This window comes from Hydrogenophaga sp. ANAO-22 (genome assembly GCF_042466645.1).
In the GTDB taxonomy this organism is placed as follows: Bacteria; Pseudomonadota; Gammaproteobacteria; order Burkholderiales; family Burkholderiaceae_C; genus Hydrogenophaga.
The window spans coordinates 1,449,377-1,469,796 of the sequence record NZ_CP159956.1 but is presented as its reverse complement, the minus strand read 5'-3'; the positions used below and the strand labels follow the sequence as shown (position 1 = coordinate 1,469,796).

The window sequence follows — 20,420 nt, the reverse complement described above, 5'->3', positions numbered from 1 at the left end:
CTGCGATGACGACGGTTCTCGGTCTGGTCTTTCTGGCGCTGATGGTGATCGGCGCACCCATTGCCTTCGCGATGCTCATCGCCGGTCTGGTGGCGGTCTGGCTCAAGCCCGGCCTGTCCTCGCTGGTGGTGATGCAGAACCTCTTCAGCGGGCTCGACAGCTTCCCGCTGATGGCGATCCCCTTCTTCATCCTCGCCGCCGAGCTCATGACGGGCGGCGCGCTCACCGACGTGCTGCTCAAGTTCGCCGCGCGCCTGGTGGGCATGCGCCGCGGCGGCCTGGGCCACGCCAACATCCTCACGCTCACCTTCTTCTCGGGCATCAGCGGCTCCGCGCTGGCCGACGCGGCGGGCCCGGGCGCCATGCTCATCAAGATGATGCGCAAGGCGGGCTACAAGGATTCGTATGCCGCCGCGCTCACCGCGAGCACCGCCATCGTCGGCCCCATCATCCCGCCCTCGATCATCATGATCGTCTACGCGATGACCGACAACAGCGTGAGCATCACCGGCCTGTTCCTGGCCGGCGTGGTGCCGGGCTTCCTGATCGCGCTCTCGCTGATGGTGGTGAACCACATCGTGAGCGTGCGGCGCGGCTACCGCTCCTCGCCCGAGCTGCTCGACCCGGCACCGCTGCTGCGCCTGTTCTGGCGCGCGCTGCCGGCGCTGATGCTGCCGGTGATCATCCTGGGCGGCATTCACCTGGGCATCTTCACGCCCACCGAGGCATCGGCCGCCGCCGTGCTGTATGCGCTGCTGGTGGGCCGCTTCGTCTACGGCACGCTGCAATGGAACATGCTGCCCGCCATCCTGTTCCGCTCGGCGCTGATGACGGCCTCCATCCTGTTCATCGTCGCCACCTCGGCGGTGTTCGCCTGGGTGCTCACCGTGGGCCAGATCCCGCAGACCATGGCCGCGTGGATCGCCGGCATGGCGCTCTCGCCGATCGAGCTGCTGATCGCCATCAACGTGCTGCTGCTGCTCGTGGGCATCTTCATCGAGCCGCTGCCGGGCGTGATGATCATGGTGCCCATCCTCGGCCCCTTGGCCGAGGCGGCCGGGCTGAACTCCCTGCATTTCGCCATCGTGGTCATCGTGAACCTCACGCTGGGCATGGTCACGCCGCCCGTGGGCGGGCTGCTGTTCGTCACCTCCGCCGTCTCGGGCGTGCGCATGGGCCCCATGGTGCGCGAGATGGTGCCCATGCTGGTCGCGCTGTTCGGCGTGCTGATGCTGCTCACTTTCGTTCCCGCGTTTTCCACCTGGTTGCCCGGCGTGCTCGGCTACCAACACTGACCCTCAGAACCACCCTAGAAGGAGACTTCCCGTGAAGATTCATCGCAAGCACTTCCTGGCGGCCGTGGCCGCCGCCTCCCTGCTGGCGCTCGGCGCCGGCCCCGCGTTCGCGCAGAAGGTGCTGAAGTACACGCATTACCAGCCGGCCGGCAACGACCAGCCCAAGCACGCCGCCGCGCTCGCGTTCAAGGACCACGTGGAAAAAGCCACCAACGGCTCGCTCAAGGTCGAGCTGTACCCTGCCGGCCAGCTGGGCCCGGCGCAGCAGGTCATGGAAGGCCTGCGCCTGGGCACGGTCGAACTCGCCGTGGTGCACGACGGCGGCATCCCCGGCGTCTACAAGACCTTCAACATCTTCGGCCTGCCCTTCCTGTTCAACGACCATGCGCACGCCTACGCCGTGCTCGACGGCAAGTTCGGCCAGGAGCTGGCCGAGGACATGCGCAAGCGCACCGGCATCCGCCTCATGGCCTACGCCGACAACGGCATCCGCCACTTCACCAACAGCAAGCGCGCCATCAAGACCCCCGAGGACATGAAGGGCCTGAAGATCCGCGTGCAGCCCAGCCCGGTGTTCGTGAAGCTGGTCGAGTCGCTGGGCGCGAGCCCCACCGCGATCGACTGGGGCGAACTGCCCGCCGCGCTCGCGCAGGGCACGGCCGACGGCCAGGAAAACGGTGTCACCAACATCATGGCCGCCAGCCTGTTCCAGCACCAGAAACACATCACGCTGGACGGCCACGTCTACAGCCTGCACGCCTACATGGTCAGCGAGCGCTTCTTCAACGGCCTGAGCGCCACTGAGAAGAAGGCCGTGACCGAGGGCGTGGACATCGCCAAGAAGATCCACCGCGACATGACGCGCGCGCAGGACCTTTCGGCCAAGAAGGTGCTGAGCGAGAAGGGCATGACGGTGACCGAACTCAGCCCGGCCGAGATCGACCGCTTCCGCAAGGTGGCCCAGCCGCCGGTGCGCGCCTACCTCGAAGCCGAGGTGAGCAAGGAGTGGACCGAGAAGCTGCTGCAAGCCGCTGCCGCCAAGTGAGCGACGGGGTGACGCAAGACCGCCTGGTGGTGGCCCTGGACGACGGCTACGCCGCCTACGACCAGGAAGAGGCCCTGCTGGGCGCCGAGGGCGCGCGCTTCGAGGTGCGCCCCTGCCGCCGCGACGAAGACGCGGCGGCGGCCTCGGTGGTGGACGCCGACGTGGTGCTGGTGCGCGAGTCGCCGGTGTCGCGCCGGGTGATCGACGCCATGACCCGCTGCCGCGCGGTGATCCGCTACGGCATCGGTGTGGACAACATCGACCAGGCCGCCGCGCGCGAGCGCGGGATCATGGTGGCCAACGTGCCGGACTACGGCACCGACGAGGTCAGCTCGCAGGCCGTGGCGCTGGCGCTGGCGGTCTCGCGCCGCATCGGCCTGCACGACGCCGAGGTGCGCGCGGGCCGCTGGTCCACCGGCGTCCTGCAGCCCATGTTCCGGCTGCGCGGGCGCACGCTGGGCCTGGTGGGCTTCGGCCGCATCGCGCGCATGACGCTGGAGAAACTCGCGGGTTTCGGTTTCGGCCGCGTGCTGGTGCACGACCCCAAGACCGACATGCCCCCGGGCGTGGAACGCACCGACCTCGACACCTTGTTCGCCGAGGCCGACGTGATCTCGCTGCACGCGCCGCTGAACGCGCACACGAAACACATGGTGGACGCGCGGCGCATCGCGCTCATGCGGCCCACCGCCCTCCTGGTGAACACGGCGCGCGGCGGCCTGGTGGACACGCAGGCGCTGTACGAGGCCTTGCGCGAGCGCCGCATCCTGGGCGCGGGGCTGGACGTGTTCGAGCAGGAACCCCCGGGCGCGCACCCGCTGTTCGGCCTGGACAACGTGGTGGTGACCAACCACATGGGCTGGTACAGCGAAGAGGCCATGCGCGAGCTGCAGCTCAAGACGGCGCAGGAGGCGGTGCGCGTCCTGCGCGGAGAACAGCCCTTGCACTGGCTCAACCGCTGGTGATTTTTTGATGGAACGGAGAAACGATGAACAAGGAATTGAAGGAGCTGGTCGACGGCTTCAACCAGGTGGCCGTGGCCTCGGTGGCCGACGCGGTGGACAAGGTCTGCGGCCAGCGCGGCTACATGGACACGCCCATCAAGCCGCGCATCAACGACAAGCGCCTCTGCGGCCCGGCCGCCACCGTGCTCGAATCGGCGACCGATGAGTTCGTGCCGCCCCAGCACGCGCTGGACCTGATCGACGAAGCCGAACCGGGCAGCGTGATCGTGATCTCCATCGACGGCGGCCAGCCCGACGTGGCGGTGTGGGGCGGCCTCATGACGGCCGGTGCCGTGGCCAACGGCCATGCGGGTGCGGTGCTCGATGGCGGCGTGCGCGACCTCACCGAGATCCGGCGCGACTACGGCTTCCCGGTGTACGCCCGCGACGTGAGCCCCGGCACCACGCTCGGCCGCTTCCGCACGGTGGCCTCGCAGGTGCCGGTGCGCGTGGGCGGCATCGTGGTGCACCCGGGCGACATCGTGGTGGGCGACGTGGACGGCGTGGTCGTGGTGCCGCGCGCGCGGGCCGCCGAGGTGCTGGCCGCCTCGCGCGAGATCGACGAACGCGAACTGGAGCAGGCCAAGCTCATCATGGCCGAGAAGTCGCTGCGCAAGGGGCTGGCCAAATATGGCCGCATCTGAGGCGCCGCGCCGCGCCGGGGCCGCGCAGATCGTGGCCTTCGGCGAGGCCATGGTCGAGTTCAACCAGACCGGGGAGAACGGCGGGCGCAGCTACCTGCAGGGCTTCGGCGGCGACACCTCCAACTTCGCCATCGCCGCCGCCCGCCAGGGCGCGCGCGTGGCCTACGTGAGCGCGCTCGGCGACGACCCCTACGGCGCCCTGCTGCGCCGCCTGTGGGACGAGGAGGGCGTGGACCACAGCCACGTGCTCAGCGACCCGGCGGCCTTCAGCGCCATCTACTTCGTCACCCACAACGACCAGGGCCACCACTTCAGCTTCTTCCGCAGCGGCTCGGCCGCGAGCCGGCTCACGCCGGCCACGCTGCCGCGCGCGCCGATCACGACGGCACGCGTGCTGCACCTCTCGGGCATCTCGCTGGCGATTTCGCCGAGCGCCTGCGACGCCGGTTACGCCGCCATCGAATGCGCGCGCGCCGCCGGGGCCTGGGTGTCGTTCGACACCAACCTGCGGCTCAAGCTGTGGTCGGTCGAGCGCGCGCGCGCCGTCATGACGGACGTGATCGGCCTGAGCGACATCTGCCTGCCGAGCTACGACGACGTGGTCGCCATCACCGGCCTGCGCGAGCCCGACGCGCTGGTGGACCACTGCCTGCGCCTGGGCGCGAAGACGGTGGCGCTCAAGATGGGCGAGCAGGGCGCGATCGTGGCCACGGCCAGCGAACGCCACCGCATCGCGCCCGCGCGCTGCCAGCCGGTGGACGCCACCGGCGCGGGCGATGCCTTCGGTGGGGCTTTCGTGGCGCGCCTGGTGGCCGGTGATGACCTGCCCACCGCCGGGCGCTACGCCGCCACGGTGGCCGCGCTCTCCACCGAGGGTTATGGCGCGGTGGCGCCGATTCCGCACGCCGCGCGCGTGCGCGAGGTGCTCGCGGCCGACCGGCCCTGAGCGCCGCTCAGTCCAGCAGCGAACGCACCACCGACTCGCGCGTGCGCAGGCGCGTGGTGCGCTGGAAGAACAGGCTGTTGGGCACGCGCAGGTAGGAGGGCTCCGCGCCCTCGGCGGTGTCTTCGCGCAGCGTGGTGTAGATCAGGTTGATGTCCATCACCTCGCCGGCCAGGCCGGGCTTGTCGCCGCCTTCGAGCAGCTCGATGCGGTCGCGCAGGCCGAACGGGCGCGAGGTGAAGATCAGCACCGCGCAGAAGATGTTGGAGAGCACGCTCCAGGCCGCGAAGAAGGCGATGGCGCCCACGGCGGCGAAGCCGGTGAAGGCGGTCCAGATCACCATGCCGGAGACGCCCACGCGGTCCAGCACCAGCAGCAGGGCGGCGCCGAACAGCAGGAAGGTGACCACGCGCCGGCCCCCGATCACCAGCTCCAGGGGCAGCCGCTTGTCCTCCCCCACGCGGGTGATGAGGCGGTGCAGCAGCGAGCGCAGCAGCAGCGCCACGAAGACGATCAGCGCCATCTGCAGCGCGATGGTGATGACGTCGATGAAGGGGTGGGCGTAGGCGGGGAGAAAGTCTTTCATGGGGCGGTGGCGGCGGGGGCCACCGAGGCGCCCTGGATGTGGTGCTGGTTCAAGGCGGCGGCCACGAAGCCCGACGACTTCATGTCTTCCACGAAATCGTGCAGGTAACGCGCCGCGTCGGCGCCGCGGTCCTTGGGCAGGCCCATGGCCTGCTGGATCACCATGAAGCGGCCGGGCAGCAGCCGCAGGCCGGGGTGGCGCCGCTGGTCGTGCTCCAGCTGTTGCCGCACGCCGGCGGCCACGTCCAGCCCCTGGCGCACGAACTCGTCGACCACGGCCTGCGAGCTGGCCACCCGCACGATCTCGGCCTGCCGCAGCTCGCGCGAGAGAAACAGGTCGTAGGCACTGCCCTTGCCCACGGTCACCCGCGTGCCCGGCAGGTCCACCTCGTGGTTGCTCTGCAGGGGGGATTCTTGGCGCACCAGGTAGCTGCCTTCGATCAGCACGTAGGGCGCGGTGAAGGCGATGCCCTCGCCGCGCAGCGGGTCGATGGCGAAGAAGCCGACGTCGGCCGCGCCGTTCCTCACCGCCTCGACCGATTGGCCGGCCGTGTCGAACACCACCAGCTCGATCCCGACGCCGAGCCGCTGCGCCAGGCGCTGCGCGAGGTCCACCGAGACGCCGAACGGCTGCCCGGTGGCGGGGTTGCGGTTGGCGAGGATGGGGTTGCCCAGGTTGATGGAGGCGCGCAGGCGGCCGGTGGGCGCGAAGGTATGGGATGGGGGGAGGGGAGCGGTCATGGCGATGAGGGGGAAGGCGGGTGAACGTCCATGGCTTGTCGCGTGGCTTCGGGCCCGCGGCAAAGGATGACCATGGTAACGGCCCTCCCGGGTCACCGGGATGGCGTCAGGGGACGGCGGCTCGATGTGGCGGCCGGGATGCCGGTCGCGCACGATGGCCTGGACGAAGGCCGTGGCGTCGTGGCCGACGACCAGCCCCGGGTCCGCCTGCCCCGACGGCAGGGTCGGGGACACGCCCGCCGCTTCGAGCAGCGCGCGGGAAGCGGGCATGGCCAGGATGGCCTTGCCGCTGCGGTGCTGGTCGCGGATGAAGTCCAGCGTGTGGGTGTCGCGCGCGAGGGCCTGCACGCCTTCGTCGCCGTCGGGCAGGGCCAGCGCGTCGAACAGGAAGCCGGGTTCGTTCTGCAGCGAAGCCTCCGCGTCGACGAACACCCCGTCCACGGTCTTCACCGGGCCGATCCGGGGTGCCACGAAACAGGGCTGGGCGCCGAGGGCCAGCAAGGTGGCGTGCAGACCCACGGCGCTTTTGCCGACGATGCCGTGCGCGACCAAGATGGCCACCTTGCGGGCCCGGATCGAGGGATCGCCGGCCAGCACGGCGTGTTGGAGGGAGGGCGGGAGCTGAGCCATACCCGCCAGCCGGGCAAATGGCGTGCCTGGGAGAATCGCCCTGCCGCGCCGGTCATCTTGTAGAGTTGCAGACGTTTTTTCCGCAGGAGACGGCATGGCCACCAGCAAGAAGGCAACATCGGGCGCGATCCGGTCGGGCGTGGGCGGCTGGACCTACGAGCCCTGGCGCGACAACTTCTACCCCAAAGGCCTGGCGCAGAGCAAGGAGCTGGCCTACGCCAGCACGCAGCTGACCGCGATCGAGGTCAACGGCACCTACTACAGCACCTTCAAGCCGCCCACCTTCGCCAAATGGCGCGACGAGACACCCGAGGGCTTCGTGTTCTCGCTGAAGGCCAACCGCTTCACCACCAACCGCCGGGTGCTGGCCGAGGCCGGCGAGTCCATCGAACGTTTCGTGGGCAGCGGCCTGAGCGAACTCGGCCCCAAGCTCGGGCCGCTGGTCTGGCAGTTCGCGCCCACCAAGCAGTTCGACCCGGTGGACTTCGAGGCCTTCCTGAAGCTGCTGCCGCGCGAGGTCGACGGCCTGCCGCTGCGCCACGCGCTGGACGTGCGGCACGCGAGCTTCCTGGACCCGGCCTACCTCGCGCTCGCGCGCAAGCACCGCTGCGCCACGGTGTTCACCGATTCCGACGACTACCCCTCGTTCGCCGACCTGACCGGCGACTTTGTCTACGCGCGCCTGATGCGCACCGACCCGAAGGTGAAGACCGGTTACGCCCCCAAGGCGCTGGACCGCTGGGCCGAGGCCGCGAGGACCTGGGCCGCCGGCGGTGAGCCGGCCGACGTGCCGCGGGTCGACGGCGCCGGCCCGAAGGCCAAGGCGCGGGACGTGTTCATGTACTTCATCAGCGGCGCCAAGGAACGCGCCCCGGCGGCCGCGATGGCGCTGATCGAGCGCCTCGGCTAACGCTCCAGCCGCACCCAGCGCGCGTTCTGCTGGTGGCTGTTCAGCACGGCCTCGATGAAGGCCATGCCGTCCAGCCCGTCCAGCAGGCCGGGCATGTTGGTGCTTGCTTCGCCGCGCCAGGCGCGCGCGAAATCGCGGTACAGCTCGGCGAAGGCCTCGAAGTAACCCTCCGGGTGGCCGGCCGGAATGCGGTTGGCGGCGATCTGCGGCGCCATGCCCCGGCGCAGTTGCCGCACCGGGCCCCCCAGCGGGGCGAAGTTCAGGAATTCGGGCTGCTCCTGGTCGAAATGCAGCGAGGCGCGCGTGCCGTAGACGCGCAGGCGCAGGGCGTTGCAGGCGCCGCTGGCGACCTGGCTGGCCCACAGCATGCCGCGCGCGCCGCCGTCGAAGCGCAGCATGGTCTGCACGTGGTCGTCCAGCGTGCGGCCGGGCACGAAGCTCGTGAGTTCGGCCGACAGCTCCTGCACGTTCAGGCCGCTCACGTAGCGCGCCAGCTGGTAGGCGTGGGTGCCGATGTCGCCCAGCGCGCCGGCCGGGCCGGCGCGGCTCGGGTCGGCGCGCCACTCGGCCTGCTTGTTGCCCTGGTGTTCCACCGGTTCGCCCAGCCAGTCCTGCGCGTACTCCACCTGCACGATGCGCAGCTCGCCGAGTTCGCCGGCGGCCACCATCTCGCGCGCCTGGCGCACCATGGGGTAGCCCGCGTAGGTGTGGGTGAGCAGGAACAGCAGGCCGCGCTCGCGCACCGACTGCGCGAGCGCCTGGGCCTCGACCAGCGAGGTGGCCAGCGGCTTGTCGCAGATGACGTGGATGCCTTGCTCCACGAAGGCGCGCGCCACCGGCACGTGCAGGTGGTTGGGCGTGACGATGGCCACGGCGTCGATGCCGTCCTCGCGCCGCGCCTCGGCCTGCGCCATGGCGGTGTAGTCGGCGTAGCTGCGCTCGGGCGCGATGTGCAACCGGGCCGCGCTGGCGTGCGCGCGTTCGGCGGTGGACGAGAGCGCGCCGGCCACCAGCTCGAACTGGTCGTCCAGCCGCGCGGCGATGCGGTGGGCCGCGCCGATGAAGCTGCCGTCGCCACCGCCCACCATGCCCAGGCGGATGCGCCGCGCCGCGCGCCCGTCGTTCGTGCTCATGCCGCGCCCCGGTTCAGGCCGAGCAGGGCGGCGAGCGTGGCGGTGTCGCCCGCGCTCGCGGCGAAGTCGTCGAAGGCGCGGTCGGCCACGCGGATGAGGTGCTCGCGGATGAAGGCCGCGCCTTCGCGCGCGCCGTCTTCCGGGTGCTTGAGGCAGCACTCCCACTCCAGCACGGCCCAGCCCGCGTAGTCGTGTTGCGCCATCTTGGAGAAGATGCCCTTGAAGTCCACCTGGCCGTCGCCGAGCGAGCGGAAGCGGCCCGCGCGGTCGATCCAGCTGGAGAAGCCGCCGTACACGCCCTGCTTGCCGTTGGGGCGGAACTCGGCGTCCTTCACGTGGAAGGCGCGGATGCGCTCGTGGTAGTGGTCGATGAAGGCCAGGTAGTCGAGCTGCTGCAGCACGAAGTGGCTGGGGTCGTAGAGGATGTTCGCGCGCGGGTGCTGGCCCACGGCGTCGAGAAAACGCTCGAAGGTGATGCCGTCGTGCAGGTCTTCGCCGGGGTGCAGTTCGTAGCAGACGTCCACGCCGGCTTCATCGAAGGCGTCGAGCACCGGGCGCCAGCGCTTCGCGAGTTCGGCGAACGCGGCTTCCACCAGGCCGGGCGGGCGTTGCGGCCAGGGGTAGAGGTAGGGCCAGGCCAGCGCGCCCGAGAAGCTGGCGTGGGCTTTCAGGCCCAGGCGCCGCGAGGCCTTCGCGGCCAGCAGCAGCTGCTCGTGCGCCCAGGCCGTGCGCGCCGTGGGGTTGCCGCGCACCTGGGGGGCGGCGAAGGCGTCGAACTGCAGGTCGTAGGCGGGGTGCACGCACAGCAGCTGGCCCTGCAGGTGGGTCGAGAGCTCGGGGATCTGCAGGCCGTGCGCGGCGAGCCGGCCCTTCACCTCGTCGCAATAGGTGTCGCTGGTCGCGGCGCGTTCGAGGTCGAAGATCGCCGCGTCGCTGGTGGGGATCTGCACCCCCCGGTAGCCCAGCGAGGCGGCCCAGCCGGCCAGGCCGTCGAGCGTGTCGAACGGCGCGGCCGTGCCGATGAACTGGGCCAGGAAGATCCCGGGTCCCTGGATGGTTTTCATGGGGTCCTCCTGGCGCGCGGACTCAGAACGGCGAGTCGGGGAAGTAGAAGTCTTTCGCGTTGGCCTTGGTGATCAGCACCGATGGCACGATGGTCGAGGGCGGCAGCTTCTCGCCCTTCTTGCGCGCCAGCGCGGTCATCTTGATGGCGTCGTAGAGGAACTTGGGCGAGTACGACACGTTGGCCTGGATCAGCGGGTTGCTGCCGTCCATCAGCGTCTTGACCATGGCCTTGGCACCGGCGCCGCCGAAGACGATCTTGATGTCCTTGCGCTTGGCCTGTTCGATCGCGCGCAGCACGCCGAAGGCCATGTCGTCGTCGGCCGCCCACACGGCGTCGATCTCCTTGAAGCGCGTGAGGTAGTCCTGCATCACCTTGAACGCGTCGTCGCGGTTCCAGTTGCCGTGCTTGGCGTCCAGCACCTTGATGCCGGGGTGGTTCTTCATCACCGCGTTGAAGGCGTCCATGCGCTCGTTGTCGATGGTGGTGGGGATGCCGCGCAGCGCCACGATGTTGCCCTTGCCGTTGAGCGCCTTGGCCAGGTACTCGGCCGGCACCTTGCCGAAGGCGGTGTTGTCGCCCGAGACGTAGGCGTCCTGCGCGCTGGTGTCGGTGAGGCCGCGGTCCACCACCGTCACGTACACGCCCTTGGCCTTGACCTGCTGCACCGGGCGCGTGAGCGCGGCGGATTCGAAGGGCAGGATCACCAGCGAGTCGATCTTGGTCGCGGTGACCAGGTCCTGCAGCTGGTTGGCCTGCTCGGGCGCGCCGCTGGCGGTCTTGATCGTGACCTTGATGTTGGGGTCCTTCTCCAGCTCTTTCTTGGCTTCGTTGGCCCAGTACACCAGGCCGGCGGCGAAGCTGTGGGTGGCGGCCGGGATGGCCACGCCCAGGTTCACCTTGTTCTGGGCCTGCGCCAGCAGCGGGCTGGCCACGCCCAGCGCGGCCAGGGCGGCCAGCGCGAGCAGACGGGAACGGTACTTCATGCTTGTCTCCTTGATGTGTTGATGACAGGGAAAGAAAGAAGGCATGGCGTGCCTTCAGGGACGCCGCCGCTGCATGAATGCGACGGCGATGATCACGAAACCCTGCACCGCCGCGTTGAGGTACACGCTGATGATGCTGGTGAGGTTGAGGATGTTGCTGATGACCGAGAGCAGGATGGCGCCGATCACGGTGCCGCCGATGCTGCCGGCGCCACCGCGCAGCGCGGTGCCGCCCACGATCACGGCGGCGATGGCTTCGAGCTCCCACAGCAGGCCGGTGGTGGGCGAGGCCGAGCCCAGGCGCGGCACGTAGAGCAGGGTGGCGATGCCCACGCACACGCCGAGCAGGGTGTAGGTGAGCACCTTGATGCGGTCCACGTCCACCGCGGCGTAGCGCGCCACCTGCTCGTTGGAGCCGATGGCCTGCACGTAGCGGCCGAAGGCGGTGCGGTTGAGCAGCAGGGCACCGGCCAGGGCCACCAGCGCGAAGATCCACACCGGGATGGGCACGCCCAGCAGGCTGCCGTAGTACACCGGGCCGTAGGCGTCGGCCAGCGCGTTGTCGAGCGCGAGCGCGCCGCCGTCGGCGAAGTAGGTGAGGTAGGCGCGGAAGATGCCCAGCGTGCCCAGCGTGACGATGAAGGGCTCGATGCGCCCGCGCGTGATGAGCAGGCCGTGCGCCAGGCCGAACAGCGCGCCCAGCAGCACGGCGGCGGCCATGCCCACCATCACCACCGCCACCGGCGGCCAGCCCAGGGGGGCGATCCTGTTCATGAGCAGGATCACCACGCCCGCGATCAGCGCGGCCATGGAACCCACCGAGAGGTCGATGCCGCCCGAGATGATCACGAAGCACATGCCCACGGCGATGATGCCGATGAAGGCGGTGCGCGTGAGCACGTTCATGGCGTTGTCCACCGTGGCGAACTCGCGGTTGAGCAGCGTGCCGGCGATGCACAGCAGCACCAGGCCGAGCAGCGGGCCCAGGGTGGGCAGGCGCCAGGCGCGGCCGGCGGCCGGGGGCGGTGCCGGGGTGGCGTCAGTGCGTTCCTGTGGCATGGGCGATGAGCTCCTGTTCGTTGAGGTCGGCGGCCGACAGCGTGGCCTGCAGGCGGCCCGAGCGCATCACCGCGACGCGGTGGCACAGGCCGATGAGTTCCATGAGCTCGGACGAGATCACGACCACCGCGCGGCCGCTGGCGGCCAGGCGCTGGATGAGGGCGTAGATGTCGCGCTTGGCGCCGATGTCCACGCCGCGCGTGGGCTCGTCGAGCACCACCACGCGCGGGTCCGGGTGCAGCACCTTGGCCAGCGCCAGCTTCTGCTGGTTGCCGCCCGAGAGCGAGCCGGCCGGCACATCGAGCGAGCCGGTGCGGATGCCGAAGTCGCGCACCGCCTGCGCCAGCGCGGCGACTTCGCTCGCGGGCTGCAGCCAGGGGCGGGCGTGCTTCTGCAGCGCCATCAGCGTGAGGTTCTCGCGCAGGCCGAAGCGCACGTGCAGGCCCCGGCCCTTGCGGTCTTCGCTCAGGTAGGTGAGGCCGGCGTCGGCCGCTTCGCGCGGCGAGCGCGGCAGCAGCTCGCGCCCGGCCACCTGCACCGCCTGCGCGCTGCGCTCGCGCAGGCCCAGCAGGCCTTCGAAGAGTTCGGTGCGCCCCGCGCCCACCAGGCCGGCGAAGCCGAACACCTCGCCCGCGCGCACCTCGAAGCTCACGTCCTGCGCCCAGCCGGGCACGCTCAGGGCGCGCACCGAGAGCAGCACCGGCGCGTCGGCCGGCACCTCGGTGCGCGGCGGGTAGAGGTCGGCGAGTTCGCGGCCCACCATCAGGTTCGCCATCTGCGCGCGCGTGAGCGTGGCCGTGGCCTGCTGCGCCACCAGGCGGCCGTCGCGCATCACGACCACCTCTTCGGTGATGCGTTCCACCTCGTCGAGCTTGTGCGAGATGAAGACGATGGTCACGCCTTCGGCCTGCAGGCGCGCGACCAGGCCGAACAGCCGGCCGGTCTCGCCCGGCGTGAGCGTGGCGGTGGGCTCGTCCATGATGAGCACGCGCGCGTGGCGCGACAGCGCCTTGGCGATCTCCACCAGCTGGCGCTCGGCCACGATGAGGTCGCGCACGCGGGTGTCGGGGTGCACCTTGCTCAGACCCACGTCGTCGAGCACGCGGCGTGCGGTGGCGCGCATGGCCCCGTCGTCGAGCCAGAGGCCGCGCCGCTTTTTCTCGTGGCCCAGGAAGATGTTCTGCGCCACCGTGAGGTCTTCGGCCAGGTTGAACTCCTGGTGGATCAGCACGATGCCTTCGGCCTCGGCCGCGCGCGGGCCGTCGAAGCGCACCGCGCGGCCGTTCACCTGCAGCGTGCCTTCGCTGGGCGGCTCGTAGCCCGCGAGGATCTTCATGAGGGTGGACTTGCCCGCGCCGTTCTCGCCCAGCAGGCCGTAGACGCGGCCGGGCTCGAAGGCCAGGTCCACGCCGTGCAGCACCTGCACCGGGCCGAAGCGCTTGACGATGCCGCGCAGCTCGACGCGCACGCCAGCGGCCGCCATCACGCCAGCTCCATCTGCCGCAGGCTTTCCTGCATGGCCAGCACGCCCGCGCCGATGAGCCCGGCGCGTTCGCCCAGCGGCGTGTACTGAATCTCCAGGTGCCGCGTGGAGAGCGCGAGCGAGCGGTGGTACACACTCTGGCGCACGGCAGCCAGGAACAGCGGCCCCACGCGCGTGACGCCGCCGCCGATGAACACGTGCGAGGGGTTGAAGAAGTTCACCACCGAGGCGAGCATCTGCCCCACCAGCGCGCCCGAGCGCTGCACCACCTGGTTGGCCGCCATGTCGCCCGCGCGGCTGGCCTCGGCCACGTCCTGCAGGCGCAGCGGGCCGCGCTCGGCCAGCATGCGCGCGAGCAGCGGGCTCTGGCCGGCCTGGGCCGCCTCGGTGGCCATGCGCGCGATCGCGGGCCCGGCGGCCAGCGTCTCCACGCAACCGAGGTTGCCGCAGTGGCAGCGCGGGCCGTCGGGCACCACGCAGATGTGACCCACGTCGCCGGCCGAGCCGTTGGCGCCTCGGTAGACCTGGCCCTGGCAGACGATGCCGCAGCCCACGCCGGTGCCCACCTTCACCACCAGGAAGTTGGGCAGGCTGCGCTGCATGCGCCAGAGCTCGCCCAGCGCCATCACGTTCACGTCGTTGTCCACGAAGACGGGCGCGCTGAAGTCGGCGGCCAGGTCGTCGCGGATGGAGTAGCCGTCCCACAGCGGCATCAGCGGCGGGCTCACGAGCTGGCCGCTGTCGAAGTCCACCGGGCCGGGCAGGCCGATGCCGATGCCGATCACCTGGCGCGGCGCCACGCCGCAGCGCGCCAGCAGCTCGTGCATGAGCACGCGGATGCGCGAGAGCACCGGGCCGGGGCCGTCGTGCACGTCGGCCGGTTCGCTGTGGTGGGCCATCACGGCCAGGTCGGGGCTGAGGATGCCCACCTCCAGCCCGGTGGCGCCCACGGCCACGCCGATGAGCACGCCCAGGCTGCGGCTCAGGCGCAGGGTGTCGGCGCGGCGCCCGCCGGTGGGCACCTGCTCGCCGGTCTGCTCCAGCAGGCCTTGTTCGAGCAGCTCGGCCACCGCCGCGTTGGCGCGGGTCTTGGAGAACGAGGCCGCGGCGGCCAGGGCGTCGCGCGAGATGCCGCTGGCCCAGAACACATGGTCCAGCACGGTGCGCTCACCGGTTTTCAGGCCTTTCCAGTTCAAGATGCGTGTCTCCGTTGGTGTGCCGTCGTCGGGCGCGGCACTGGAGACGCATGCTATGCGGTCGAATTCGACCCGACAAGATCAAATTTCGACCCAAATCGGGTCAATTGACAAACCAAGGGGCTGCACAGCGCACTCAGGCAGGCCCGGGCATGTGCCTGGGTGGCCTCCCGAGGAGGTCTTTGCAGAAAGAACCCTGGCCGATGAATGTCCATCCGAACGGGCCCGTGCCCATCGATGTTTTGCGAAATGGTGTCGCGGAGCGCTTTGACCAGCTGATTGACGAGGCGTACTTTCCTCCCCAATGGCCGCGGCTGTGGCAGGAAGTGGGCTTGTTTCTGATGGACCAACTGCAGCCGGTGAACCACCACCTGATCCAAGAGCTCAAGCAGCTCCACGACCGGGCACGGGACGGGGAGCGGGGTTACGGCAGGGCCGATCCGGTCTTTCTCGACCAGGTGGTGACTGCGCTGACGCAACTGGAGGCGCACCTGAGGCTCAGTCCATTCACGCTCGACCACGCCCATCTCGGGGCGCAAATCGAGGACCTGCTGGACCGGGTCACGGCCCGGGTGGAGCACGGCCACATCTGGCTGGATGCGATCGCGATCGGCCTGGCGAACTTCCTGGGCTATATCGCTGGCACCTGTTTGCAGACCTGGATCGAGCGGAGCTTTTGCGAAGGGGGCGGTGAACTCTCCTATGGAAAACGGGTGAGCGCTGAGCTGGCCAACCGCACAGCGCAACATGCCGTGCGGTTTTTGCTGCGGGACATCGCCATTCCCGCCGTCAAACAGCTTTGCGGCTGGAAGACGCTGCAGGTGTCTCAGAACAACAACCTGTGGTTCTTTCTCGCGGTCCTTGTTGTGGTTTCCGCTTGTGACCAGTCCGGTGTCTGGCTTCTCAAGCAGCTGCCGCCGGTGAAGACAACAGGGCATTTGCAATGGCCTGATGCTTTTGACAACAGCGTCCAGACGTCGATCTTCTCCGCGACGGACGTCATGGCCTGGGTGCTGATCGGTTATTTCGCCCAGCTTGGGTTCAAAGGTTGGTATCAGAAGGAGCGTGCGCCCTTCAAGGACCTGCACTTCAAAGCGCTCATCCACACGGTGCAAGCGATCACCGAGGGGCTCTTTCTTTCCGCCTGGAAAAACGCACAGGAAGGCCTGAACCCCAACAACCTGTGCCTGCCTGGGACTGCTTCGGCCCGTGTGCGCCGCTACCACGGTGACATGAGCCGCCTGAAGGACCTGGATCACCGGGACTATGTCAACGTCATGCGCTTGAACAGCACGCACGTGATCTATCCGGCTTTTTCGGACAATACCGACCATCCGCTGCTGGATCGGGCGCTGCTGGAACGGCCACCTGAGTACCACCAGTTTGTGGCTTTGTTTGATTCCCTTGAACTGGGCGTGCATGGGGGGATCACTGCGCTGAGGGGGGGCTTCAACCGCAACCCGACACGACCCCAGCCTCCCAGGGCCCAGCAACCACAGCCTCAAATCGTGGACTTCGCCAATGCCCGAGTCAACCCGGAACCTCGTGGCGGGGGCGACGAGAACCCCGATCACGTCCAAGGTGTGGATCCTGAGGACGACGCCAACATCGATGAGGAAGTCCTCCCAGGGGACGATCCCCTGGCCTTTCCGCTCACGGAAATCGAACGCAAGTTGAGGCAGTACGTGCTGCCACACCATCCACCACGCCACCGTGGGCATTCCGGCCACCCCAGACCGCTAGGCCAGGCTTAGCTGCCCACCGCCCGCAGCACTTCTTCCGCCGTCGCTGGCGCGTTCATCGCCCCGGGCCGGCCGCCGGCCTGGGCGACCGCGTCGCGCAGCGCCTCGAACACGCTGATCGCCAGCATGAAGGGCGGCTCGCCCACGGCCTTGCTGCCGTGCACGTTGTCCTCGCGGTTGGCCTCGGGCCAGAGTTCGACCTTGAAGTGCGCGGGGATGTCGCCGGTGGCCGGGATCTTGTAGGTGCTGGGCGCGTGGGTCTGCAGGTAGCCCTTGTCGTTCCAGACCAATTGCTCGGTGGTGAGCCAGCCCATGCCCTGCACGAAGCCGCCTTCGATCTGGCCGATGTCGATCGCCGGGTTGATGCTGTGGCCCACGTCGTGCAGGATGTCCACCTTGAGCACGCGGCTCTCGCCGGTGAGCGTGTCGATCGCCACTTCGGTGACCGCCGCGCCGTAGGCGAAGTAGTAGAAGGGCCGGCCGGTGAGGGTGGTCTTGTCATAGTGGATCTTGGGCGTGCGGTAGAAGCCGTCGCTCCAGAGCTGGATGCGGTTGGCGTAGGCCGCGTGCACCACCTCCTCGAAGCTGCGCGTGGTCTTGGGCGTGATCACCTGGCCGCCTTCGAAGCGCACCGCGCCCGCGCCGCAGCCGTCCAGCCCGGCGACGAAGGCCGCGAGGTTGTCGCGCACGTGGCGCGCGGCGAACTGCGCGGCGCGGCCGTTGAGGTCGGTGCCGCTGGAGGCGGCGGTGGCGCTGGCGTTGGGCACCTTGCTGGTGTCGGAGGCGGTGGAGAGCACGCGCTCGAAGGGCACGCCCAGCTCGTCGGCCACGATGGCGGCGACCTTGGTGTTGAGTCCCTGGCCCATCTCGGTGCCGCCGTGGTTCACCTGCACGCTGCCGTCGGTGTAAACGTGCACCAGCGCGCCGGCCTGGTTGAACAGCGTGGCGGTGAAGCTGATGCCGAACTTCACCGGCGTGAGCGAAATGCCTTTCTTGATGACCGGGCTGTCCGCGTTCCAGGCCGCGATCTGGCCGCGCCGCTCACGGTAGCGGCTGGTCTGCGCCAGCGTGGTCATGAGCGGTTCGAGGATGTTGTCCTCCACCGCCATCTGGTAGTGCGTGACGTTGCGGCTCTCGATGCCGTAGAGGTTGCGCAGGCGCACGTCCAGCGGGTCCCTGCCGAGCGCTTGCGCGATGTCGCTGAGGATGCGCTCGATCACGATCACGCCCTGCGGGCCGCCGAAGCCGCGGAAGGCGGTGTGGCTCTGGGTGTTGGTCTTGCAGCGGTAGCTGGAGATCGTCACGTCTTCCAGGAAGTAGGCGTTGTCGGCGTGGAAGATCGCGCGGTCGGCCACGGGGCCGGAGAGGTCGGCGCTGAAGCCGCAGTTGGCCAGCATCTCCAGGTCGAGCCCGCTGAGCAGGCCGGTGTCGTCAAAGCCCACACGGTAGTGGTAGGCGAAGGGGTGGCGCTTGCCGGTGACCATGAAGTCGTCGTCGCGGTCCAGCCGCAGCTTGACCGGGCGCTGCAGCTTGCGCGAGGCCACGGCGGCCCACACCGCGAGGTGGCCTGCCTGCGTTTCCTTGCCGCCGAAGCCGCCACCCATGCGCCGGCATTCCACCGTCACCGCGTGGTTGTCGATGCCCAGCGCGTGCGACACCCAGTGCTGCACCTCGCCCGGGTGCTGGGTGCTGGAGTAGACCCACCACTGGTTCTGTTCCAGCGGCAGCACGTAGGCGATCTGGCCTTCCAGGTAGAAGTGTTCCTGGCCGCCGACCTCGAACGTGCCTTCGAGCTGGTGGGGCGCGCGCGCGAGGGCGGCGGCCGCGTCGCCGCGCTTCACGTGCACCGGCGGCAGCACGTAGCTGGACTGGGCGTGGGCCTGGTGCACCGAGAGCACGGCGGGCAGGGGATCGATGTCGAGCTTGACCAGGCGCGCGGCGCGGCGCGCGGTCATCACGTCGTCGGCCACGACCACGGCCACCACCTGGCCGGTGAATTGCACCGTCTCGCTGGCGAACACGGGCTCGTCGTGCGCGAAGGCGGCCAGCGTGGGGTCGCCGGGGATGTCGCTGGCGCCGAAGACGCCGCGCACGCCGGGCACGGCCAGGGCGGCCGAGGCGTCCACGCCGCGCAGCCGGCCGTGGGGCACGGGGGAGCAGACCGGGGCGGCGTGCAGCGTGCCGCGCACCTCGGGGATGTCGTCGATGTAGGTGGCGCCGCCGGCCACCTGGGCGCGCGCGCTTTCATGGAAGCGCGAGACACCGGCGGCGCGCGGGCTCGCGGGCGGCACGGGGGTCGCGGGGCGGGCTTCGGCCACATCCTCGGGCGGGGCGACGGCGTCCGCGCGGGACGAGATCACCACCGGCGCGGGTGTGTTGGGGTTGTTGGGGTCGCGTGCGTTCATGCCAGTGCCTCCAGCGTTGCCGCGTTGAGGTTTTCCAGGTTGATGTGCTGCAGGCCCTGGCTCTCCAGCCAGAAGCGCTGCAGCAGGTTGCCCAGCACGGCCTGTCGGTAGGCGGCGCTGGCGCGCATGTCGGAGATGGGCTGGAACTCGGCGCGCAGGGCGGCCACGGCGGCTTTCACCGCATCGGGCGTCCAGGGCTGGCCGCGCAGGGCGGCTTCGGTCTGGCGCGCGCGCGCCGGCGTGGCGGCCACACCACCCGCGCCGATGGAGACCTGCGCCACCACGCCGTCGGTCACCGTCATCTGGATCGCGAGGCAGACGGCGGAGATGTCGTCGTCGAAGCGCTTGCTGATCTTGTAGGCCTTGAAGGTTTCCCCGGCCGTGGGGCGGGGCACCTTGATCCAGGCCAGCAGTTCGTCGGGCCGCATCACGTTGGTGCGGTAGCCGGTGTAGAGGTCTTCCAGCCGCAGTTCGCGGTGGGCGATGGCGCCGCGTTTCGGATCCCAGCGCATCAGCACCACGCTGGCGCCCAGGCCGATCAGCAGCGGCATGGAGTCGCCGATGGGCGAGCCGTTGGCCACGTTGCCGCCCAGCGTGCCCGAGTTGCGCACCGGCAGGCCGGCGAAGCGCTGGGCGAAGGTCTGGAGCTGGGGGCGGTCTTTCACCAGGGCGGCGTAGGCGTCGGTGAGCGTCACGGCCGCGCCGATGGCGATGTGGTGGGGATAGTCTTCCACCCGGCGCAGCTCGCGCACGGCGGTCACGTCCAGCACCTGCGCGAAGCGCTTGTGCATCTTGGTGACCCACAGGCCGACGTCGGTGCAGCCCGCGACCACCTGGGCCCGGGGGTGGGCGGCGCGCTGCCGCAGCAGCTCGGTCAGTCGGGTCGGGCGCAGGTAGGTGCTGCCGTCTTCCTGGTTCTTCCTGAGCGACTGGAGCGCCGCCACGGTGGCGGCCTCGTTCACGCCACAGCCCTGGGGCAGCGGCAGGCCGCCCATCTGCTGCGCGGCGTCCAGGATGGGCCGGTAGCCGGTGCAGCGGCAGAGGTTGCCGGAGAGGTCGGCCTGGGCCTGGGCGCGGTCGATGCCCTGGCCGCCCTGGGTGTTCTGGTACATGCCGAACAGGCTCATGACGAAACCCGGGGTGCAGAAACCGCACTGGCTGCCGTGGCACTGCACCATGGCTTCCTGCGCCGGGTGCAGCTCGCCTTCTTCATTGGCCAGGTCCTCCACGGTCCAGACCGCCAGGCCGTTCACCGAGTGCGCCAGCCGGATGCAGCTGTTGATGGCCTTGTATTCCAGTTTCCCGTCCACCGCCTCGCCCAGCACCACGGTGCAGGCGCCGCAGTCGCCTTCGCCGCAGCCCTCCTTGGTGCCGGTGCAGTGCAGGTCTTCGCGCAGCACCTCCAGCAAGGTGCGGTCGGGGGCCACGTGGCGCAGCGTCACGGGCTGGCCGCGGCGCAGGAAGGTCAGGGTTTGTGCGGATATTTCGGTGCTCATGCGTGCCAGCATAGCGCTGCCCCCTTGGCACAACATATGCTCGGCCATATGTCCAAAATG

Annotated in this window: 17 protein-coding genes and 1 pseudogene; 7 read left to right on the top strand and 11 right to left on the bottom strand. The window is 69.7% G+C overall.

Annotated elements, in window-relative coordinates:
* Nucleotides 1-5: 5 nt before the first annotated feature.
* Genes ABSY19_RS06930 through ABSY19_RS06910 form a run of 5 tightly spaced genes read left to right on the top strand, consistent with a single transcriptional unit; the run spans nt 6 to nt 4,934 of the window.
* Nucleotides 6-1,295 carry a TRAP transporter large permease gene (locus ABSY19_RS06930; protein WP_382160536.1) on the top strand — a complete coding sequence of 430 codons (1,290 nt, stop codon included), beginning with the start codon at nt 6-8 and terminating at the stop codon, nt 1,293-1,295.
* Between the two features lie 31 nt (nt 1,296-1,326).
* A complete protein-coding gene (locus ABSY19_RS06925; protein ID WP_382160533.1) occupies nt 1,327-2,340 on the top strand; it encodes a DctP family TRAP transporter solute-binding subunit in 1,014 nt (337 codons plus the stop codon).
* An 8-nt stretch (nt 2,341-2,348) separates the two neighbouring features.
* Nucleotides 2,349-3,305 (top strand): C-terminal binding protein, encoded by a 957-nt coding sequence (locus ABSY19_RS06920; protein WP_382160530.1) that lies wholly within the window; start codon nt 2,349-2,351, stop codon nt 3,303-3,305.
* A gap of 23 nt (nt 3,306-3,328) precedes the next feature.
* Nucleotides 3,329-3,988: an RraA family protein gene (locus ABSY19_RS06915; RefSeq protein ID WP_382160527.1), complete on the top strand. Its 660-nt coding sequence runs from the start codon at nt 3,329-3,331 to the stop codon at nt 3,986-3,988.
* Nucleotides 3,975-4,934: a sugar kinase gene (locus tag ABSY19_RS06910; protein WP_382160525.1), complete on the top strand. Its 960-nt coding sequence runs from the start codon at nt 3,975-3,977 to the stop codon at nt 4,932-4,934. Before ABSY19_RS06915 ends, ABSY19_RS06910 begins: the two co-directional genes overlap by 14 nt.
* A gap of 7 nt (nt 4,935-4,941) precedes the next feature.
* On the opposite strand, the gene ABSY19_RS06905 is transcribed toward ABSY19_RS06910, so the two are convergent.
* The 3 genes and pseudogenes from ABSY19_RS06905 to ABSY19_RS06895 form a co-directional block, all read right to left on the bottom strand.
* Nucleotides 4,942-5,517, bottom strand: coding sequence for a mechanosensitive ion channel domain-containing protein (locus ABSY19_RS06905; RefSeq protein WP_382160522.1), 576 nt, complete (start codon nt 5,515-5,517; stop codon nt 4,942-4,944).
* Nucleotides 5,514-6,257 carry an ABC transporter substrate-binding protein gene (locus ABSY19_RS06900; RefSeq protein WP_382163717.1) on the bottom strand — a complete coding sequence of 248 codons (744 nt, stop codon included), beginning with the start codon at nt 6,255-6,257 and terminating at the stop codon, nt 5,514-5,516. The genes ABSY19_RS06905 and ABSY19_RS06900 overlap by 4 nt, the downstream gene beginning before the upstream one ends.
* Nucleotides 6,258-6,548: 291 nt before the next feature.
* Nucleotides 6,549-6,887: pseudogene (locus ABSY19_RS06895) on the bottom strand (catalase HPII); the annotation flags it as partial.
* A gap of 94 nt (nt 6,888-6,981) precedes the next feature.
* Between ABSY19_RS06895 and ABSY19_RS06890 the strand changes: the two are divergent.
* Nucleotides 6,982-7,797, top strand: a complete 816-nt coding sequence (locus ABSY19_RS06890) for a DUF72 domain-containing protein (RefSeq protein WP_382160519.1) — start codon at nt 6,982-6,984, stop codon at nt 7,795-7,797.
* Here the strand turns inward: ABSY19_RS06890 and ABSY19_RS06885 are convergent.
* From ABSY19_RS06885 to ABSY19_RS06860, 6 genes are read right to left on the bottom strand one after another with little or no spacing between them, the layout of a single operon-like run.
* Nucleotides 7,794-8,930 carry a Gfo/Idh/MocA family protein gene (locus tag ABSY19_RS06885; protein ID WP_382160516.1) on the bottom strand — a complete coding sequence of 379 codons (1,137 nt, stop codon included), beginning with the start codon at nt 8,928-8,930 and terminating at the stop codon, nt 7,794-7,796. The genes ABSY19_RS06890 and ABSY19_RS06885 overlap by 4 nt on opposite strands.
* Nucleotides 8,927-9,994 carry a sugar phosphate isomerase/epimerase family protein gene (locus ABSY19_RS06880; RefSeq protein ID WP_382160513.1) on the bottom strand — a complete coding sequence of 356 codons (1,068 nt, stop codon included), beginning with the start codon at nt 9,992-9,994 and terminating at the stop codon, nt 8,927-8,929. The genes ABSY19_RS06885 and ABSY19_RS06880 overlap by 4 nt, the downstream gene beginning before the upstream one ends.
* Nucleotides 9,995-10,016: 22 nt before the next feature.
* Nucleotides 10,017-10,979, bottom strand: coding sequence for a substrate-binding domain-containing protein (locus ABSY19_RS06875; RefSeq protein WP_382160510.1), 963 nt, complete (start codon nt 10,977-10,979; stop codon nt 10,017-10,019).
* Between the two features lie 54 nt (nt 10,980-11,033).
* Nucleotides 11,034-12,038, bottom strand: a complete 1,005-nt coding sequence (locus ABSY19_RS06870; RefSeq protein ID WP_382160507.1) for an ABC transporter permease — start codon at nt 12,036-12,038, stop codon at nt 11,034-11,036.
* Complete coding sequence (locus ABSY19_RS06865) at nt 12,019-13,521, bottom strand: sugar ABC transporter ATP-binding protein (RefSeq protein WP_382160505.1); 1,503 nt, start codon at nt 13,519-13,521, stop codon at nt 12,019-12,021. The genes ABSY19_RS06870 and ABSY19_RS06865 overlap by 20 nt, the downstream gene beginning before the upstream one ends.
* Nucleotides 13,521-14,717 (bottom strand): ROK family transcriptional regulator, encoded by a 1,197-nt coding sequence (locus ABSY19_RS06860; protein WP_382160502.1) that lies wholly within the window; start codon nt 14,715-14,717, stop codon nt 13,521-13,523. Before ABSY19_RS06860 ends, ABSY19_RS06865 begins: the two co-directional genes overlap by 1 nt.
* A gap of 203 nt (nt 14,718-14,920) precedes the next feature.
* On the opposite strand from ABSY19_RS06860, the gene ABSY19_RS06855 reads away from it, so the two are divergent.
* The gene (locus ABSY19_RS06855) at nt 14,921-16,471 is read left to right on the top strand and encodes a hypothetical protein (protein ID WP_382160499.1); all 1,551 of its coding nucleotides are present in this window, start codon (nt 14,921-14,923) and stop codon (nt 16,469-16,471) included.
* Here ABSY19_RS06855 and xdhB read toward each other — a convergent pair.
* Nucleotides 16,468-18,864, bottom strand: a complete 2,397-nt coding sequence (xdhB, locus tag ABSY19_RS06850; RefSeq protein WP_382160497.1) for a xanthine dehydrogenase molybdopterin binding subunit — start codon at nt 18,862-18,864, stop codon at nt 16,468-16,470. The two genes, ABSY19_RS06855 and xdhB, sit on opposite strands and share 4 nt — an antisense overlap.
* Nucleotides 18,861-20,360: a xanthine dehydrogenase small subunit gene (gene xdhA, locus ABSY19_RS06845; RefSeq protein WP_382160494.1), complete on the bottom strand. Its 1,500-nt coding sequence runs from the start codon at nt 20,358-20,360 to the stop codon at nt 18,861-18,863. Before xdhA ends, xdhB begins: the two co-directional genes overlap by 4 nt.
* Nucleotides 20,361-20,420 lie beyond the last annotated feature (60 nt).

Coding starts and splice junctions, on each gene's coding strand:
- ABSY19_RS06870 (WP_382160507.1), bottom strand. CDS start 12,038: ATGCCACAGGAACGCACTGACGCCACCCCGGCACCGCCCCCGGCCGCC.
- ABSY19_RS06875 (WP_382160510.1), bottom strand. CDS start 10,979: ATGAAGTACCGTTCCCGTCTGCTCGCGCTGGCCGCCCTGGCCGCGCTG.
- ABSY19_RS06885 (WP_382160516.1), bottom strand. CDS start 8,930: ATGAGCACGAACGACGGGCGCGCGGCGCGGCGCATCCGCCTGGGCATG.
- ABSY19_RS06855 (WP_382160499.1), top strand. CDS start 14,921: ATGAATGTCCATCCGAACGGGCCCGTGCCCATCGATGTTTTGCGAAAT.
- xdhA (WP_382160494.1), bottom strand. CDS start 20,360: ATGAGCACCGAAATATCCGCACAAACCCTGACCTTCCTGCGCCGCGGC.
- ABSY19_RS06880 (WP_382160513.1), bottom strand. CDS start 9,994: ATGAAAACCATCCAGGGACCCGGGATCTTCCTGGCCCAGTTCATCGGC.
- ABSY19_RS06915 (WP_382160527.1), top strand. CDS start 3,329: ATGAACAAGGAATTGAAGGAGCTGGTCGACGGCTTCAACCAGGTGGCC.
- ABSY19_RS06910 (WP_382160525.1), top strand. CDS start 3,975: ATGGCCGCATCTGAGGCGCCGCGCCGCGCCGGGGCCGCGCAGATCGTG.
- ABSY19_RS06905 (WP_382160522.1), bottom strand. CDS start 5,517: ATGAAAGACTTTCTCCCCGCCTACGCCCACCCCTTCATCGACGTCATC.
- ABSY19_RS06900 (WP_382163717.1), bottom strand. CDS start 6,257: ATGACCGCTCCCCTCCCCCCATCCCATACCTTCGCGCCCACCGGCCGC.
- xdhB (WP_382160497.1), bottom strand. CDS start 18,864: ATGAACGCACGCGACCCCAACAACCCCAACACACCCGCGCCGGTGGTG.
- ABSY19_RS06930 (WP_382160536.1), top strand. CDS start 6: ATGACGACGGTTCTCGGTCTGGTCTTTCTGGCGCTGATGGTGATCGGC.
- ABSY19_RS06890 (WP_382160519.1), top strand. CDS start 6,982: ATGGCCACCAGCAAGAAGGCAACATCGGGCGCGATCCGGTCGGGCGTG.
- ABSY19_RS06865 (WP_382160505.1), bottom strand. CDS start 13,521: ATGGCGGCCGCTGGCGTGCGCGTCGAGCTGCGCGGCATCGTCAAGCGC.